Origin of the sequence: Butyrivibrio sp. MC2013, assembly GCF_000424585.1 — a bacterium.
Classification (GTDB): domain Bacteria; phylum Bacillota; class Clostridia; order Lachnospirales; family Lachnospiraceae; genus Butyrivibrio.
Genome location: NZ_AUKE01000007.1, coordinates 103,227 through 121,484 on the forward strand (window position 1 = coordinate 103,227; position 18,258 = coordinate 121,484).

The 18,258-nt window shown below is 41.3% G+C and carries 16 protein-coding genes; all 16 read right to left on the reverse strand.

The window, feature by feature from the left end; all coding sequences use genetic code 11:
• Nucleotides 1–4: 4 nt before the first annotated feature.
• The 16 genes from G636_RS0105060 to G636_RS0105135 all read right to left on the reverse strand — a co-directional run bounded on the left by G636_RS0105060 (nucleotide 5) and on the right by G636_RS0105135 (nucleotide 18,093).
• Nucleotides 5–409, reverse strand: coding sequence for a (deoxy)nucleoside triphosphate pyrophosphohydrolase (locus tag G636_RS0105060; protein ID WP_026507155.1), 405 nt, complete (start codon nucleotides 407–409; stop codon nucleotides 5–7).
• A 141-nt stretch (nucleotides 410–550) separates the two neighbouring features.
• Nucleotides 551–4,330: a starch-binding protein gene (locus G636_RS19345; RefSeq protein WP_051226540.1), complete on the reverse strand. Its 3,780-nt coding sequence runs from the start codon at nucleotides 4,328–4,330 to the stop codon at nucleotides 551–553.
• 296 nt (nucleotides 4,331–4,626) lie between these two features.
• On the reverse strand, nucleotides 4,627–5,409 hold the full coding sequence (locus G636_RS0105070; RefSeq protein ID WP_051226541.1) for a sugar nucleotide-binding protein: 783 nt from the start codon (nucleotides 5,407–5,409) through the stop codon (nucleotides 4,627–4,629).
• Nucleotides 5,410–5,639: 230 nt separating this feature from the next.
• Nucleotides 5,640–6,476 carry a DUF3737 family protein gene (locus G636_RS0105075; protein WP_026507157.1) on the reverse strand — a complete coding sequence of 279 codons (837 nt, stop codon included), beginning with the start codon at nucleotides 6,474–6,476 and terminating at the stop codon, nucleotides 5,640–5,642.
• Between the two features lie 158 nt (nucleotides 6,477–6,634).
• On the reverse strand, nucleotides 6,635–7,615 hold the full coding sequence (locus G636_RS0105080) for a hypothetical protein (RefSeq protein ID WP_196803034.1): 981 nt from the start codon (nucleotides 7,613–7,615) through the stop codon (nucleotides 6,635–6,637).
• Nucleotides 7,616–7,679: 64 nt separating this feature from the next.
• The gene (locus G636_RS0105085; protein WP_026507159.1) at nucleotides 7,680–8,183 is read right to left on the reverse strand and encodes a hypothetical protein; all 504 of its coding nucleotides are present in this window, start codon (nucleotides 8,181–8,183) and stop codon (nucleotides 7,680–7,682) included.
• Between the two features lie 86 nt (nucleotides 8,184–8,269).
• Nucleotides 8,270–8,617: a hypothetical protein gene (locus G636_RS17375; protein ID WP_196803035.1), complete on the reverse strand. Its 348-nt coding sequence runs from the start codon at nucleotides 8,615–8,617 to the stop codon at nucleotides 8,270–8,272.
• Nucleotides 8,618–8,820: 203 nt separating this feature from the next.
• Entirely contained in the window at nucleotides 8,821–9,336 is a 516-nt protein-coding gene (locus G636_RS0105095; RefSeq protein ID WP_026507161.1) for a hypothetical protein, read from the reverse strand.
• A 16-nt stretch (nucleotides 9,337–9,352) separates the two neighbouring features.
• Nucleotides 9,353–9,922, reverse strand: a complete 570-nt coding sequence (locus G636_RS0105100) for a MotA/TolQ/ExbB proton channel family protein (protein WP_026507162.1) — start codon at nucleotides 9,920–9,922, stop codon at nucleotides 9,353–9,355.
• Nucleotides 9,923–9,937: 15 nt separating this feature from the next.
• Nucleotides 9,938–10,735, reverse strand: a complete 798-nt coding sequence (locus G636_RS17380; protein ID WP_051226543.1) for an AIM24 family protein — start codon at nucleotides 10,733–10,735, stop codon at nucleotides 9,938–9,940.
• A 61-nt stretch (nucleotides 10,736–10,796) separates the two neighbouring features.
• The gene (gene ybaK, locus G636_RS0105110) at nucleotides 10,797–11,270 is read right to left on the reverse strand and encodes a Cys-tRNA(Pro) deacylase (protein ID WP_026507163.1); all 474 of its coding nucleotides are present in this window, start codon (nucleotides 11,268–11,270) and stop codon (nucleotides 10,797–10,799) included.
• Nucleotides 11,267–13,528 carry an SF1B family DNA helicase RecD2 gene (gene recD2, locus G636_RS17385; protein WP_035778829.1) on the reverse strand — a complete coding sequence of 754 codons (2,262 nt, stop codon included), beginning with the start codon at nucleotides 13,526–13,528 and terminating at the stop codon, nucleotides 11,267–11,269. The genes ybaK and recD2 overlap by 4 nt, the downstream gene beginning before the upstream one ends.
• A gap of 50 nt (nucleotides 13,529–13,578) precedes the next feature.
• On the reverse strand, nucleotides 13,579–15,048 hold the full coding sequence (locus tag G636_RS19350; RefSeq protein ID WP_051226545.1) for a glycoside hydrolase family 32 protein: 1,470 nt from the start codon (nucleotides 15,046–15,048) through the stop codon (nucleotides 13,579–13,581).
• Between the two features lie 107 nt (nucleotides 15,049–15,155).
• Nucleotides 15,156–15,821 (reverse strand): ABC transporter ATP-binding protein, encoded by a 666-nt coding sequence (locus tag G636_RS0105125; protein WP_242826921.1) that lies wholly within the window; start codon nucleotides 15,819–15,821, stop codon nucleotides 15,156–15,158.
• Nucleotides 15,818–17,104, reverse strand: a complete 1,287-nt coding sequence (locus tag G636_RS0105130; protein ID WP_026507165.1) for a hypothetical protein — start codon at nucleotides 17,102–17,104, stop codon at nucleotides 15,818–15,820. The genes G636_RS0105125 and G636_RS0105130 overlap by 4 nt, the downstream gene beginning before the upstream one ends.
• On the reverse strand, nucleotides 17,101–18,093 hold the full coding sequence (locus G636_RS0105135; RefSeq protein ID WP_026507166.1) for an ABC transporter permease: 993 nt from the start codon (nucleotides 18,091–18,093) through the stop codon (nucleotides 17,101–17,103). Before G636_RS0105135 ends, G636_RS0105130 begins: the two co-directional genes overlap by 4 nt.
• Nucleotides 18,094–18,258: the final 165 nt, after the last annotated feature.

The following is an 18,258-nucleotide window of genomic DNA, read 5'->3' on the forward strand; positions in this document are numbered from 1 at the left end:
TTATTCACTTCATCAGTTCCTTGATCCTGGGAAGCAGTACCCTGTCCGCAGGAAGCCATCCCAGGCTCTCCAGGTCATCCACTCCTACCCAGACGGCAGCCTCATGCTCAAGGAGCTTTGGCTCACCACAAGCTATCCTGCATATATAACATTCCATAGACAGGTGGAAGTCGGGATAATCATATTCCACAGTATCCAGATAATCGCCTACTTCTATCTCGATATCCAGCTCTTCTCTGATCTCCCTTATAAGTGCCTGACGGGGAGTCTCCCCTTCCTCAAGCTTGCCTCCGGGAAATTCCCAATAGCCTTCCCAGCCTCCGTAGCCTCTGCAGGTCGCATAGATAACAGGGCGTCCGGATTCATCTTCAGATCTTATTACTGCCGCTGCTACTTCTACTGTTTTCATAGATTATCCCTCCACTTCCATACTACCATTTGAGCGGCTTCCTGCACAGACCAAAAAGCTGCTGTAGAAAGTTATTTCTACAGCAGCAAGTTATGAAGGTATTATATCTGAACTTACAAGAATAATGCATTAGAAAAAACATCAAGCAGATCTTCTTCTCAATTTGAACAAGTATCCAGCTACTCCTGCTGCAATTGAAAGAATTATTGCACTTACAGCAGCAATGATCCCTACAGTATTAGAGTCCGAGATGATCAAATCGCTCTGTGGTGTCTCCTCATCGCTTATATCTACTATTTCTTCATCATACTCCTTTGCTGCTTCAAGATCGTCATCCCCGGTCATCTCCAGGTCATCCACGGTTTCTGCAGATTCTTCACTATCGGTAATATCATCAGGCCCATCTTCAACATCAGGATCTACACTAGCCAGCAGATCATCGACGTTTTCATCCTCTTCGTCTGTTTTCACTCTCACTGCCTTTTTAGAAGATGATCCGGATGTAGCTGTTTTATCAGTAGCTACTGTATCTGTGTCATTTACAGATACAGCCGGTACATCAGATTTTTGAGATGTGCTTACATCTGTATTTTCATTTACATTTCCGCCGGTAGTATTACTATTAACTGAAGAGTTTGAGCTTTCCTGATTACCTACGTTAGAAGATCCCTCATTAGAACTACTATTACCGGAAGAACCACCAGCTGTTCCATTGCCATTACCGGAATCTTTTTTCGGCTTATCTTTAGAAGGATTATTTTTATGATCCTCATCGGAGTCATTACCGGGTTCTATCTGACCATTATCGTCGCCCTCAGCAGGATCTGCATCATCCCAACTAAGAGTAAAGAGGGGTGCATCATCCTTCCAAAGCTCGCCTGTCACGTTGCTTACTTTAAGACCTTTCATTGTTCCAAAGCCCGTGCCGGCTCCGCCCGGATAATACTCATGAACAGCTGTTACTGCTCCGTCTACTGTGTTATTGTCGAAGCTTACATTAGTAAGATCATTTCCACATTCTATTGTTATAGCTGTTCCTACGGAGTCAAGTATAAGATTGTCATTTACAAAAACAGCTTCATTCATGTTACTGCCTGACATTCTGGTAGAGGACCAGATCCATATGGCTCCTACAGGGTAGCCTTCATCTATCTGCATAGAGCCGCATCTGTCCAGCTTGTTATTTCTGACAGTGACAGGAGCTGTAAAACCCTTTGCGGTCTGGAATTCAGAGCCTACCGCTATACCTGCACCGTTAGCAATAGTATCTGCAAGATAATTATCCTCAATGACGAAATCACCACCTCCATATATGGCAATAGCATTTGCCAGAGTGGGTACCGCTACGGTGTTATGTACGATCCTGTTATCATAGCAGTTTGCCAGCCAGGGCCAGCTTGCAATAGCATCATCTCCGGTATTTCTAAGATGATTATTTCTAACGACTGCGCCGCTTGTTCCGGAGCAGAGGTTGATACCATCCGCATAGGTATTTCTGATCCTGCAATTCTGGATGAGCAGGTTTTCGGTATTACAGCTCCATACACCTACCTTGGTATGTTCTACCCAGATACCATCTATAGTAACATTTCTGGCAGCTGATCCGTTTCCTTCTATAGCAGCCAGGTCTCCTGCATCATCACGTATTCTCGAATCTCCCAGGATCGCAAAATTTCTAAACTTTACCGTTCCGCTATACTTAAAGCCAGCACCCTGTCCTTTAAGATTACTATACCAGTAACCTGCACCTCTTATAGTTATCCCCGCTATATTAAGGGGCTTTTTTTCTTTCAGATCAAAGTCACCTGCAGGTATCCACACTTCCTTTTTAGAAAGCATAGCTTCTTCTATTGCAGCTTCAAAAGCGGCTCTGTCATCAATTCCGTCCCCGGGTATAGCGCCATGATCTGTTACTGATATGCTGCCTTCAGGCTGAATGCCAGGTGCAGCCACCTTCTCTGTCTCCATCAGATCTATGATATAGTATTCCGCATTATCCCCGGCATCCTTTTGCAGCCTTACCTTGCTTCCTGCAGGATATGTATCATCCAGAAGGAAATGTATCTCATCATAGAACCTGTGAGGTCTGCCATCTGCTGGTCTGTTGAAATAGGGATATGATCCATAGACCCATGAATAAGCTGAAGTCAGCTCCATATCCTTTATCTCAGAACCATTGATATACAGGCTAAGAGTATCTTGCAGGCCCGCACCATCCATGCTGTCCGGTATGGAATAGCGAAGAACTATAGCATTTGCTTCCTCTTTAAGAGTGAATTCCACATATTCTCCGCTATCATCGAGCCTTACAGCACTCCTGCCGCTGGCTTCTGACTGAATATCTGATGAATAAGCACTGCTCTTTGGCAATATTACTCCACTTGTCTCTGCTTCTTCAGCTTCATAGCTTATATAGGGAGCTCTTGCCCCGTAACCGTCATATACTATTACCGTATCATCCAGATCGCTATTGGGTCCTTCCTCGCAGCCATCATCATAGTCGTCCAGAGCTGCAGCTGCCATAGCTGCCTCCGGGCTGTCAAAGACTTCCTCTGTAGGGATAGTATACACAAACGCAGGATCTGATATCACCGCTCCATTTGGCATCTGATTTACACCATCGTTGAAGATTATCCCAAACTTGTTATCAGCTGAAATATCAGATGATCTTACAGGCACTGTGACCTTCCACCAGTTTTCGCCTATTTCCGCCGCTCTACTTGCGGGAGTGCCCGGCCAGGAAGCTCCAAGAGTAGCCTTATCATCCCCTGTGATCTTATAGGTGTATGCATTGATATCGCCCCAGCCTCTGCTGTTATAGAAATAGACCACTGCAAGCTCACTTTCATCCACCATTCCGCAGGCTGCCTCTGCTTCAAAGGCTGATCCATATACTGCTCCGGAACCTGTCACGTAGAGGCTCTGCTCAGAGGACAGCAGGAGCTCTGTCCTCTCATCCTGCGCATCCAGGTTAAAGAATATGATGTTAAAGGGAACAGTAGCAGGCACTGTGATCTTATACCATCTATCGCCCAGCTCAGGAGCAGCAACAGGTGACTTACCAGGCCAGCCTCCCAGGGCTTCACCGGGATTGCCGTATACATAGACACCCATATTCTCCCAGTCGTTGTTATTAAAGAGATATACAGTGGTCTCAATATTGATGCCTGAGGATATCTCCGCAGCATCGCGGCTTGTATATACAAGCCCATCTCCGGAAAGGGTAGCATAGTTATTATCGTTATTGGTCACCACTACAGGATCCAGCTGCCTTTGTCCATTGTCGCTGAATATCACATTTATTGGATCTGTAAGTGCATTGGCAGGTATATATGTCTCCCACCAGTTGTCTCCAATATCAGATTTTGTAAGCTTCAGCCCCGGCCAGCCCACGCCTGCCACTGAGCTATCATTTATATATGCATAGGCATATACTTCTTCAAAAGGTTCTGCAGCTTCAGAATAGTTAAAGAAATATACTTTTGTTTTCACACCTTCCATATGCTCCAAGAGCGCTTCTTTGGATGTAAAAGATGCAGCATCAGGACTGACATAAATATGGTCAGCAGAAGGAAGATACAGCTCTGCCCTCTCGCTGTCATTGTCCTTGTTATAGAAGATGATACTAAAGGGCGGAAGCTCTCCTACTTCCACCTTAAGCCATTTATCTCCCAGTTCACTTGCAGCTGCAGCGGTGGTATTACCCCAGCCGCCCAGTAGCTCACCCTTATCACCGTATATGTAAGCTCCTACGCTTCCCCAATTACCGGCGTTGTAGAAATAGATACTAGAAGCCGGGGCCTTAGTGTCACCCAGACTTTCAGCATTTACATCTGATGTTGCGGGCAACGCAAATGCCAGCAACACAGTAAGCAGAAGAACGAATGCCATAACCCTTTTTTGCAATCTTCCCCTTCTCATTTGATCCTCCTTTTTCTGATATGCCAATCATTATTTTTAGGTTAACGCGTTAACCTATGAGAGGTTTTTTGATTAACCTGTTTATTTTGCCGATTAAACTCCGCCTCTAATTTATTGGCTTTTAACAGCTTTTTTATCCCTATATCTATGGTTAATCGCTAAACTTGTTTAATCGTAGCTCAGCTGTTATTTATTGTCAATTTGCATTAATGCACAAAAAACTTCTGCCCAATTTGAGCAGAAGTTTTAATAAGCTTTTAGTAAAAACTACGCAATTATTCTTTTTTACTGCAGTTTCAGATCACACCATAATCCCTTGCACATTTCATAAGACCATTCTCCACACCACTAAAGAAGATGTCATATGAAGCAGCCTTACTGCAGTCCATCCAGAGATTATGAGAAGGCTCCGAGTCGATAAGCTCAGTATCCTTACCAAGCTTTAGAAGATAATCCTTTGTAATATCATAGAAAGATCTGTCAGTCTCACTGCCATAATTATAAGCGCCGCCGGGAAGAAGGGTAGTCTTTAAGATATTGGACGCCACTTCCTTTAGATAAGTCACACCTCTGTAGTCCTTGGAGCTAAAGTAAAGAGGTCCTTTAGAATTTAAGAGGAGCATAAAGTAGTTGCTCCTAGCCTCATAATAATCATACATCCACTCTGCTCTTAGCATTACAGCATCAGGAGATATATCAAGGACCCGCTCTTCCATTTCTATTTTTTCTCTGGCATAAAGATTGGCAGCCTTTACCTCATCTTCTTTATAAGGCCCGGGCTCGTCCATACCGCTATATACCTGGTCAGAGCTAAAGCACACCAGCTTCCTCTTGCCCGCCGCCTTTGCCAGATACACAGGTATCTGCACATTTGCATAATAGGACTCATCAGGGTGAGCCTCGCAGGTCCCTATATCAGACATAGCTGCTGTATGGATGATGACATCAGCGCCGCTCTCTTCTACTATGCGCCTGATATCCTCTTCGCTCTTTCCCCTTAGGGACGGGCATGCTATGACCCCTGGAAGTTCAGCAATCTTATGCCCTACAAAGCCACTTGCACCAGTTAGTAAAATCATCTCCATGCCCCCCTATTAATCTATACATTCTTGGATAAATAATCCAAGAATGTATGCAAATAGGCCATTTATAAGCAGCTAAAGCTGCTGGGCCTATTTGCCAGATTCATGTTCTCACGAAACACGCAGTAAATGCGTGTTTCTGAAGGTACGTCTAATAACATATGCACTTCTATGCCGTCTGTTATAAGGATATAACTCGGCATGCCCAGAAATGCATGGATGCATTTCTATGCCGTCTGTACCATTCCCTTAGCCTCAGGATCATCCATTATCAGCTCGCCCACAGAAGGAACTGTGATTTTGCCGCTTCTGGGATTCTTTATACTGATCATAGGGCTGTTGATCTCGGCATATACATCAGATTTTTCAAAAGCAAGATCAGCTTCTAACATCTCGCAATTTATAAGCTTTAGATTCTTGCAATAGCACAGAGGCTGAGTGCCTATGATCTTGCAGTTCTCGAAAGTTACATTCTCGCAGTACCATGCCAGATATTCACCCTTGATCACAGAGTTTTTGACCAGGACATTTTTGGCATGCCAGAAGGAATCCTTGGTATCAAAATTACAATTGTCAAATACGGAATCCTCTATATACTGAAAAGAATATTTACCCTTGAGCTTTACATTATCAAATTTGAGATCAGTAGATCTCATCATAAAATACTCGCTGACTGCAGATGAATCCTTCATACTGATATCATCCACAGACCATCCAAACTCAGGAGAGATGATATCACAATCCTCGATCCTGATATCAGAGCACTCTCTAAGAGCCTTGATACCATGGAGCTTGCTGCCTGTGATCACAGCATCTTCTGTGTACCAGAGGGCTGCTCTGCAGTTCTCAGTCATCTCGCAGGATTCGATGCTCAGTCCCTTATCATGCCAGAAAGGGTATCTAAGGTTAAAAAAGGAGTCAGCAACCTCTATATTCCTGCCTTCCTTAAAGGCGCTTTCGCCATCTGCAGGGCCGTCAAAGCGGCAGTTTTCTACGCGAACATCCTCGCATCCGTAGAGTGCGCGCTCCTCATCAAAGCTTTTATTTTGAATTATATCTTTCATATCTTACCTCCAATTCTCTCTCATTCTACCACCTTTTACGCAAAAAATGCCTCTTGGAGATATTAAAAGATTGTAAAATTATATATCGCGTTATTTATTTGCACGCAATACAAAGATGATTCCTTGCTATATCCGGAAGTTTTCCTAAAGAGCTCTTATCACTCATTAATCTCAAGACTGTCAATGACGTAGCGTATATCATCGGTGATGACCTTATCATTGACATACATATGGAGCATCACACAGATGCCTTCATCTGCAGGAGCAAAAGCAAATTCCGCTCTGTAATTATTATACTTTGCCACATAATGATCCAGCTTCAGTCCTGACCTGTTTACACTTTTTTCCGTAGGATATCCCCACTTGGTGGGATTCAGTATAGCAAAGTCCTCTTCGGGACAGATATTTGTGATAATAGCCTTCTCAATATCCTTCCTGTCTGTCTTATCATTATTCACTTCCAAAAATACATTGTTATCAAAATAGAAAATGATTAAGAGATCTGCTGCATCCGAAGAAACCCTGTCTCTGATACTATAAATCTTACCGCAGTCTGCTGCCTCTATCATTTGATTAAAGTATCCCTTTTCCACGTCTGATACCAGCTCCAGATCCTTCCAGGAAGCAGGGATTATATAGCTTACTATGCCATCAGCCAGGGTGACCTTCAGGCCATCATTGTCATCATAGGATCTTCCGTTATATATATATCGGTCCTTTGTAAGACTATTATCTCCCTTCGAAATATGATCCACTTCCAATAGGAGCTTATCAGGCTTTTTCTTATCTATCTGCAGTCTTCCGTAGGCTGTCACATTTACAGGCGCTGTCAGCTTTTCTATTTCACTTTTATCGCTTATCTTTAGCTCTATGCTGGCAGAAGAAGAGACCAAGGTTGCAGTCTTATTATTCTTGCCAATCTCAGTGATCTGCCCGCTTAGCACTATGGCATCATCATCATATTCATCATAAGCCCTGCTGATATCTGCAGACATGTCAGCGGCTATATCTTCTATGTCAGCAGCATAATACACAGGATATTCCTCCAGATCCAGCTTTGGCGGATTCTTATGAAAGCCTGCTGCCGTAGTCATAAAAAGGGCCATCATAAGAAGAGCTATTAGTTTTATTTCTTTCATTTTTCTATTTTTAGTCATCCATGCAGCACCTTCAATGATCAACATAAGTTTATAGTTTGTCTGTTTAATTACGAATATCAGAGTCAGCTGATCTCTTCTCTCTTATCCTGATCTTCTTGTCATTTAGAGATCTCATGATCATGCTGTATATCTGATAATCCGCATAATCGTCTTCTAATATTACGCTCTGGCTTCCATCATATATAGCGCCAAAACGGGGTTCAAAATCTCCCTCAGAAACCACTCTGCCGTTTATCCTGATCTCCTTTGCCCTTATGCTGATAGTCAGTTCCTTATCATGGGGATCAGGCTTTATCTGAAGATTATTGTCAGTCACGTCCTGACTACTGTCATCTTCACTTCCCTCATCAGTATCATCAATTGGTGCAGGGATCCTGTCAGCATCGAATTTCTCAGCGCCGCCCAGTATACTGCCCAGATTTACAAGGCGGTTATCCTTTTCATCCACGCTCCTTAGCTTTATTTCAAACCAGTCTGCAGCTACCAGGAGAGACCAGCAGGCGATCATGGATATTAATAATATTATTATTTTTCTTATCTTTATCATGAATAACACCTATCAGACATAATAGTCATTGCCAGATATCTGAGAGATCTTAGGCCACCTTTACTCTTTTGCTATGTCACATATACTTATGGCTGCCTGATCTCTTCTATTTCACTCCTGTCAGCACCTGCTTCTTCCAGCATTTCCATAAGAGCTGAGTAGGTCTCTTCCAGGGCATAATCATCGATCACTCTTATCTTATTCCCGCGGGACAGGGCTTTAAATATCATATCCTTTATATCACTGATATCGCTATAGCTGCTCCCATTTATTTCTATCCTGTCCAGATCAACAGTTATTTGTAATATATCACTCTTCTCCCCGCCACCCTCATCTTCAGACATATCTTTCTGCACAATATGCTCTATGCTATCTTTTATTTTGCCATAGTCTGTATCCAGGTCTCCAAGGCCATTTATATAGATATTTTTCACAAGGCATCTGACAACAAATAGAATCAAAGCTGCTATGATAAATAGCATTATAAATGCACTTCTTGCAGTTATGTTTTTATGCAACCGGTTATTTTTTGGTATGAAGATCATAAAAAACAAAATCAAGATGATCAGTATTATGATAGCTAAAAGATTGTAATTCATTTTCCAATTCCCTGCCGAAGCATTTTAGAAGATCATTATCACTTATCTGTTCTAAAAATATTGTTATACTTTTCATGAAGTTTTGACAGATATTCATCCAATTTCTGATAATCCCTGTATAGTATCTGATCCTTATCAAGGACTATCAGCACCGGTTTATCCTTCCATTCAGCAACAAATGTGTCGAGCTCTTCTTCTACACGCTTAAATGCTTCATCCTCTTTTTCAGGAATGATCACAATATCTTCTATTTCGGTCTCATTATTTCTGATCAGCTTAAAGTGTCTGATCCTTGGATTATCCGAATCATAAGACGCAGATAATGTTACATAGGATATGATGTCTTCCTCATTTTCCATAGCAGAGAGCTGATCTTTCACGGCAATGTTTTCAGCCACGCAAGCATCCAGCTCTTTTCGCATATCGGCTGTCTCAGCCTTGCTCTCTTTTGTCAGAAGGGTCTGATTGCACATGACCACCATCAGGATTATAAATATCACGTCCAAAAGGGGAGTCAGATCCAGATCTCCACCTCGTCTACCTATTTTTCTCATAATCATCCTTTATCTATTAATCTTTGATCAGATTATTCAGATCGATGGCATTGTTAAAGAGTCTGTCTATTTCTTCAAAGTGAATTTCTATTTCATTTACTGATCTTTCAGGAGAAGAATATACATAGATCTTAAGAATAAGTGATGCTACAAGGCCTACAAGCGTGGAGCTCAGAGCCATAGAAAGAGATGCATATAAATGAGTAAAACTTTCTTCTGCGCCGCTGACCGCAAGGCCTGATATAAGTCCCCATACTGTTCCCAAAAGCCCCGCCATTGGAAGAACTGAAATGAGATTAGACCATCTTATAAATTCCACGAGCTGCTCATTAAATCTCCTTCTGATTGGCTCAAACTTGTCTCTGCTGATCCTGGTCTCAGACTGCCTGCTAAGATCTCCTTTTGCATCCAGCCTAATCTCGCTACTGGTACTATTGTACGCTTTCTCGCTGTCCTTACTAATAGATTTCAATTCCTTGTTAACCTTTTTCAGCTTGTTAAAGATCACGATTGCTCCCATGATCATCAGCGCGTCGATTATTATTTCAATAAGACTCAGCTGTTTTATGAATGTTATAATAATCATCTCTCTATCTCCTCATCATTTATTATTATTGGGACTGGGAATTGCTTTATTAGATAATACAGGTGCCACCAGGACAGTGCCGCTTCCCCTGTATACATTGACAAGGCCCTCTCCTGCTGCCACAGAACCCACAAAGGTAGCCGTGGTCCTCTCAACGGTAAATTTCAGATCTCCGCTCCAGGCTATGGCCATATTTCCATCTATCTTCACAGTGTCATCATCCAGCCTGATCTCTATAAGCTCACTCCTTGGAACAGGGCATTCAAGAGCCACCAGTCCCTCTCCAGTAAGCTTTGTGTTGATCAGACCTTCTCCTCCCAGGACTGCCGATGACACATTGCTCCTGGCACTGAGTCTGATATCCACACTGTCCTCACAGGCCAGGAACATACCGTCCTCTATTACCATTTCGCCGCCCCAGTCAGCCAGATCTTCTATGAGAATATATCTGAAGCTAGGCTCTAGTACCAGTATGCCTTTACCTGTATACCTGGGTTTGATCGTAGATTCTCCCGTAACCCTGGCGCTGACAAATTTTCTGACCAGGTCCCCCGCTCCCGCTATATCAGTCTCAGCCTTCAGATCTCCTATCATCAGCTGCATGCGCCCCTTTTGAGCTATCACACCTTTATCATAATCAATATTCGCTGTCAGCTGCCTTTTTCTCACATCCATCAGAGATTCAAAATAGGCTTTCTGAGCTCTGTCTGATTCCACGGACAGATCTTTCTCATATTCAACTACAGAGAATATACCCTTTTGGACAGTGACTTTTTTGGCCTCTGTCGTTTCAAAAAGATTGGTTGTGATCATATATCCCCCATCAATCACAGATTTTATATATTCTTGGATAAAATATCCTTCTTCCTGCGACTTATACGATATCAGCCACCACGGCTCCCGATACCTTCATGAGCTCATCCGGTGCCAGCTCGATCTGACATCCTACTTTTCCCGCGCTTACAAATACCTTCTCATAGGAAGGAGCCGTTTCATGTATAAATGTCTTAAACTGCTTCTTCATACCTATGGGTGAACAGCCGCCGTGTACATATCCGGTCAGTGGCAGCAACTCCTTTTGCTTTATCATACTCACCGATTTTTCGCCTGCTGCCTTTGCCGCCTTCTTCAGATCCAGCTCTGCTTCCACCGGTACCACAAATACATAATAGCTTCCGCTCTTACCCTGAGTCACCAGGGTCTTAAAGACCTTCTCTGTATCTTCGCCAAGGATCCCGGCTATTTCCGCTCCGGAAAGAGTAGGATCCGCTTCATAGGAATGACTCTCATATGCTATCTTCTTGCCATCCAGCACACGCATTACATTGGTTTTATCTTCTTTTTTCATAAGTTTTTTATATCAGTTTCCAGTCTTTCTTTCAAGAGAGTATTTCTCTTTGTCACAGTCACATTCCTTACTGCATAGGAAAGGGCTTTTCGGCTTCCTATGACCAGCATTATCTTTTTGGCCCTGGTGATACCCGTATAGATGAGATTTCTCTGGAGCATAACATAGTGGTTCATGAGAACCGGCATCACCACTATAGGATATTCACTGCCCTGGGCCTTATGGATAGTGGTGGCATAGGCATGGACCAGCTCGTCAAGCTCAGTCACATCATACTCCACCTGCCTGTCATCAAAAGATACTGATAACGTCCTGTCATTTTCATTAACCGACGAAATGATTCCTATATCACCATTAAAGACTTCTTTGTCATAATTATTCTTTATCTGCATCACCTTATCATCAGCGCGAAATGCAAATCCGCTTCTTCTAACACACGGCTTTGGCATCATGCACTTGCCCTTGCCACGCAAATAGACTTCTTCTTCAGGAGGGTTGATCCTTTCCTGAAGAGCCAGATTCAGATTGGTAGCCCCCACCACACCTCTTTGCATGGGAGTCAGGACCTGGATATCCGTGGGCTTTACATGATAATATGCGGGAAGCTTATGGCTTACCAGCTCCACAATCCTGGACACCGTATCCTCCGGATCTTCATCTTCTATGTAAAAGAAATCCGTCCCCTTAGAATTAGAAATATCAGGCATATGCCCTTCATTGATCCTATGGGCATTCATAACTATCCTGCTCTCCATAGCTTGCCTGAATATCCTTGTAAGTCTCACCACAGGAAAAGCAGCAGATTCAATGATATCTCTAAGTACATTCCCTGCACCTACAGAAGGAAGCTGATCTATATCGCCCACCAGTATGAGACGCATAGACTCAGGGATCGCTTTAAGAAGGGCATTCATAAGTATGATATCTATCATGGAGCATTCATCTACTATGAGCACATCTCCTTCCAGAGGATTGTTCTCATCTTTTTGATATCCTTCGGGGGGCTTGCATTCCAAAAGGCGGTGGATGGTCCTTGCCTCCATCCCTGTTGCTTCTGTCATCCTCTTGGCAGCTCGTCCCGTTGGCGCAGCAAGGAGGATCCTCAGGCCATATGTCTTATATGCTGATATGATGCCGTGAGTAGTAGTAGTCTTGCCGGTACCCGGACCGCCTGTCAGTACCATCACCTTGGCAGTAGCCGCTGTCCTTATGGCTGCTGCCTGGACATCATCATATTCCATTCCTGTCTTTGCGCTGATGGCATCCACATCTACAGACAGATCATAGTTACCAGTCTCTGCCCTGGCATTCATCAGCTTTGTATAGAGCTTATCTCCAGCAGGAGAAGCCGCAAGCTTTTTTAATTTGCTGGCCGTCCCAAGCTCTGCATAGTAAAAGGGTGGAAGATAGATCGCCGGGCAAATATTACCTTCCTTATCAGTATTTATTATCTTATTTTCCAGTATCAGATCCTGCCTCAGGATCATGTCATCCAGAGTCATGGTGATAGTTTCCGTAGAGGCTTCCAGTAGCTCTGATGCTGTATTTATCAGCTGCTCTTTTTCAGCATAGACATGTCCGTCGCTGGCCAACTCAGACAAGGTGTACATAATACCACTTCTAAGTCTCACATAGGACTCAGAGTCAAAGCCCAGCTTTCCGGCAATCTGATCCGCAGTCTTAAAGCCTATCCCCCAGATATCATCTGCCAGCCTGTAGGGATTCTCCTTCATAACAGCTATACTATCATTTCCATACTGCTTGAAAATCTTGGCAGCATAGGAACTGGAGACCTGGTGTTCCTGGAGAAAAAGCATGATATTCTTGATCTCCTTTTGCCGCTCCCAGGACTCTGCTATCATTTGGACTCTCTTATTTCCAATCCCCTCTATTTCTATCAGTAGTCCTATATTATTTTCTATTATGTCAAAAGTATCAGTCCCAAATCTCTGTACTATCTTTTTTGCAAACTTCGGCCCGACTCCCTTTATGAGTCCCGATCCCAGATATTTCTCCATCCCGTATATGGAAGCCGGCAGGGTTTCTTCCCAGTTCTCAGCAAGAAACTGCCTGCCATATTTGGAATCCACCTTCCAACTGCCCTCCACAATGAGCACTGATCCAACATTAGCATCCAAAAGATTACCTACTACAGGAACCAGGTCAGCATAGTCTTTGATCCTGCATTTAAGTACAGAATATCCATTTTCAGGATTCTGATATGTAATCCTCTCCACCACGCATCTTATCTTCACCATATATCAGCCGTTCCCGATTCATTTAAGAGCCTGCTTCTGCGCTTTATGCCTTATTCTCTTCGCTTTTCATATAGCCCAGCACTTACGGCCTCGCCTTTAACATGTATGGACTTCGTCAAAAGGTCTTCATCCGCTTCAAGGCAGAAATATTTAAGGCCATCATCATAATAATACTCTATTATACCGCTATCTAATACTATGGTAACAGGGCCAAAGGATTTATTTATATCTATTTCACTCTTTCCTATACTGATGGTAACAGGAGTATCACTTGTAGCCTCTGCAACAATTATAGCAGCCCTGCCTTCTAACTGATAGCAGAGCTCACCTTCTTTATCTGCTGCCATCTCAGCCTTATCAAAATGCTCCCACAGTTCCCTGACAGGACTGATCTTGAGCCTGGGGCCTTTTGTTGTAGCTGTAAGAGACAGCTCCATGGGAATAGACATCATCCCCCTGTAGATGCCATTATCTGCCGTAGTTCGCAGCCATGCGATACTGATCACTCTATCAGCTAGTCCTGAATAGGTCTGAGCCGCATAGGGGAGCCCATTACCATAGGCATGTAATACCTCTGTTTCAGGAATGAAACTATAGCCATCAAAAGAGCCTAGCATATAATAGCCATCAGCTGACCAGAATACCCATTTGCTATTATCTCTGTCACCATCTATTGGCAGGCAGAAAAGATCAGGACATTCCCACATCCCCTCTGCAGATAGTCTCTGACTCTCGGTCCAATGTAAAAGATCAGGAGACCTGAATATAGCAAATTCATTTTCATCCAGGTAGAGAACCATAATATAGGAGCTGCTATCACCATGATAAAAGACCTTTGGATCTCTGTTCCCTCCCTTAATATGATCTATGAGCAGTCCCTTTTTCTCTAAATGCTCGCCTCCGTCAAAAGATACAGCCAGCCTCTGAGTATGCCCGGCGCCTCTGTCAACTGACCATTTATTAGTACCACCTGCTGCGGTATAGAAATACAGCAGTGCATCCCGCCCAAAGGCTGCAGCATTATTTATATCTTTATAAGCAGATCCCGAGAACACAGTACCATATTCGTCAGGCTCCATTACCATAGAATGCTGCTCCCAGTTTATAAGATCACGACTGACGGCATGCCCCCAGTGCATATTTCCCCAGGATGAGCCATAGGGATTCCACTGGTAATAGAGATGATAGATACCATCTGAATATACAAGACCGTTGGGATCGTTGATCCAGCCCTCATCAGCAGTATAGTGGAGCTGGGGACGATAGGGATAATCTGCAGATTCCCTTTCGCTTCTGCACTCTATAAGAGAGAGTGTCTCATTAGGTGCTTTTGACTGTATCTCCACCTTCCTGCCAATATAATTCTCCACATCCATGGTAAAGATATGATCCGCTTTATCAGCCAGTTTCAGATCCGACTCTCCTATCTTTACTCCTTCAATATACAATTCAATCTTTTGCTCTGCAGCATCCCTTGCAACAGGGAATGCCAAATACTTATCTGAAATCTCCAATATCATAAAAACGCCCTCCTCTATATCATTATAGAGGATGGCGCTTTTATTAACATTCCTTTATATGATTATTTTATTGTTATTTGTACATAAGAAGTCAAAAACAGAAAGTACTATATCATAATCCTTCCGTCTCTCATGTTGATATTCCTTGTTCCAGCCATTGCAACATCTTTATCATGGGTAACGAGAACAATAGTCCTTCCTGAGCTATTAAGTCTTTTCATAACAGTTACAATATTCCTGGTGTTTTTTTCATCCAATGAACCTGTAGGTTCATCCGCCAAAATCACATCAGCATCCTGCGCGAGAACTCGTGCAATTGCGCATCTTTGTTTTTCTCCACCAGATAATTGATGCGGAAACTTATTAACTGCTTGTTCTATCCCAATAACTTTTAATGCGTCAAATACCCTTTCTCTTCGCTCGGCATGCCTAATTCTCCTATATTTTAGCGGAAGCTCTACATTATCATACACTGTCATTTTGTCAATCAAAGCAAAATGCTGAGCTATAAAACCAATTGATTTGTTTCGAAACCGACACAATTCTTTTTCTTTCAGCGATAGGATATTAGTCCCATTATAAAAGTACTCTCCTGAATCTGGTTTTTTTATTGCACATAGGACCTTTAATAGGGTCGTTTTTCCACATCCGCTCTTTCCTGTTATGGTTAAAAACTCACCTTTATCTATTTCAAGATTAACACCACAGAGTGCCTCAGATTCACCAACTTCCTTATCATACGACACTCTAATATTTTTCAGTTTTATCATCATATGTCCTCCCCTATATTTAAGAAATCATCTTGCTTTGAAAAGAAAAAACAAGACAAAATAGCAATTAAAGCCCCAATTGATAATGTCATTATTTGTAAGGTAACTAACAAACGGTTATTATTCATTGAGTGTAAAATCATGCAATCAACTGCATCGGCAATAAATACTATAATAAAAACAAAGAGTCCAATCATCAAAACAACATCTTTTAATGACGCTCCAAATAATATATTAATCACAAAAAAATCCCTATTATTTCTTATCAATGTGCAGATCATCATTGCTATGGAAAGACATGAAAGCACAATAATCAAAGCAGAACACATAGTAGTTTGAAATGCAACATCTTTTGTCATAGACGAACAAGTATTGAATACATTATTCGATCTTTCAAATTGTATATCATTAAAAAAATAGTATGAATTATCAAGTCCTGCTTTTGCCAATAATGAATCATATATTATTTTCACTTCGTCCGCGCTTCTATCCGAGCAAATCAAACAATTTAACTTCTGATCCATAAGGGCTCTTGAAAAATCCGTTCTATCATCAACATCAAGTGCAGGAGCAATTATATAACGATTACAAGATATCATATTTGAAGTTGAGTTATCATAAAAAAAAGAATCTTCTTTAATGAAACCTATTACATTGCACGTGTATTTTTCACACATATAATAAACGTCAAAAGAATCACCTATACTTAAACAATCCGAATAATCGCTACCCAACAATACAGGAATAACGTTTTTGTCATTACTTATATAATCAGAATTATCAAATGATCTTCCTTTTGAAATACAAATATCAAATACTTCAAAAAATTCAGAAGATACTTCTAAAGCTTTTATACAATAGCACAAATCCTTTCCAATTTTGTAGATAGAATCGTTGCCGAATCCAGTTTCGTAATTATATAGAAAAACATCATCAATTCCCATTCCTATTATCTCAAATGGTTGTTCGATAGCCTCAACATAAGAAAAATGACTATCATTTCTCAAAAGCGTCTCGAACGTTTTTAGTTTATCATATAAATTGCGTGAGTCCGTTTTCCAATATTCATTGAATTCATCGCCCTCAAAGGCATCTCCAGAACAATAAAAGTGAGTTTTTCCATAGTTATTATTGTATTGTATAGCACTTTTATTTGCCTTTATAGAAATATCTATTAAATTTACAAACAAAAACATATTAGCCGAAATCATCAATACAATCACAGCTACTTTAATAATGTTATTATGTATAACCCTTAAGAAAAATGCGAAATAATTGCTTATCAATATGAATAATCCTCCAGATTTAAAAACCTATGAACTATTATTGGCAAAAGAATTACAGATAATAATTCAAACGCAAGTCCAATAACAATAGCTTTATAAAGCTGTGATTTGAAGTACATAATGCATATAGGCATTATTAATAGCATTGCAATAATGACTGCATATGTATATCGCATTTGCAATAATGATATTATGCGATTAATTGTTATACCTGATAACCGAAATATATACATATCCTCTTTATAAGAATCAGCCCATTCTGCAAAAAAAGCCAGCAGCACAAAAACACAGCAGATAAGCAATAATATATTCCATTTCGCAGTTATTATTGTAGAGATTAGTGTATTTTCAAAATCCGAATCTGGTATTATCAATTTAGAATGTATGCCTTTATTTGATAAGCATCGCACTATATCTTTGGTTATTTCTATGCCTTCATCAGAGTCAATGTAATCCAAAGTGTATATTTGGTTATCACCCAATTCAACACATTTCAAATTCCGAAAAATGTACCCATCGATTGGTGTAGTTATCTCAATACCTATAATACCAATGACGCGATATTCTAAATTTGATATCATAATGTATCTATACCCATCACTCTTTATATATGAATTCTCCTCGAGTGATTTTCCTATAACAACTGCGTCATATTTGTTGTCAAAGTCAGCCTTAGTAAAAAAACGTCCTTCCTTCATTGGAATATCAACATATCGCCCTGTAAAATAAATCGCTCGTTCGTTGCCATCATCTGCGGTAATTGATAAGCGTTCATCCATACGATCAATGTAATTCATCAGCTCTTGTAAGCCATCAGATTTTTCTAAATATAATTCGTTGTATGACACTCCAAAACTCGCTCTACATATCTTACTGAGAAAGTTAACTTCATCCAAATGCTCGCTCATAACGATAGCAGAAAAAATCGAAGCCCATAATACAACTACAAGTATTATTTCAATGCTTTTTATCTTTCCAAACAATGTCATATCTAATTCCTTATGTAATTAATATACTGTTATTTCATATAACAGTTAATGATTCTTGTGGATGCTCATACAATTACACATTAGTCTCTGCAAATACTATCTTCCATAAAAACCGCATGCCATTAAGCATGCGGTTTTATACAAATATAGATTTCTAATATAACA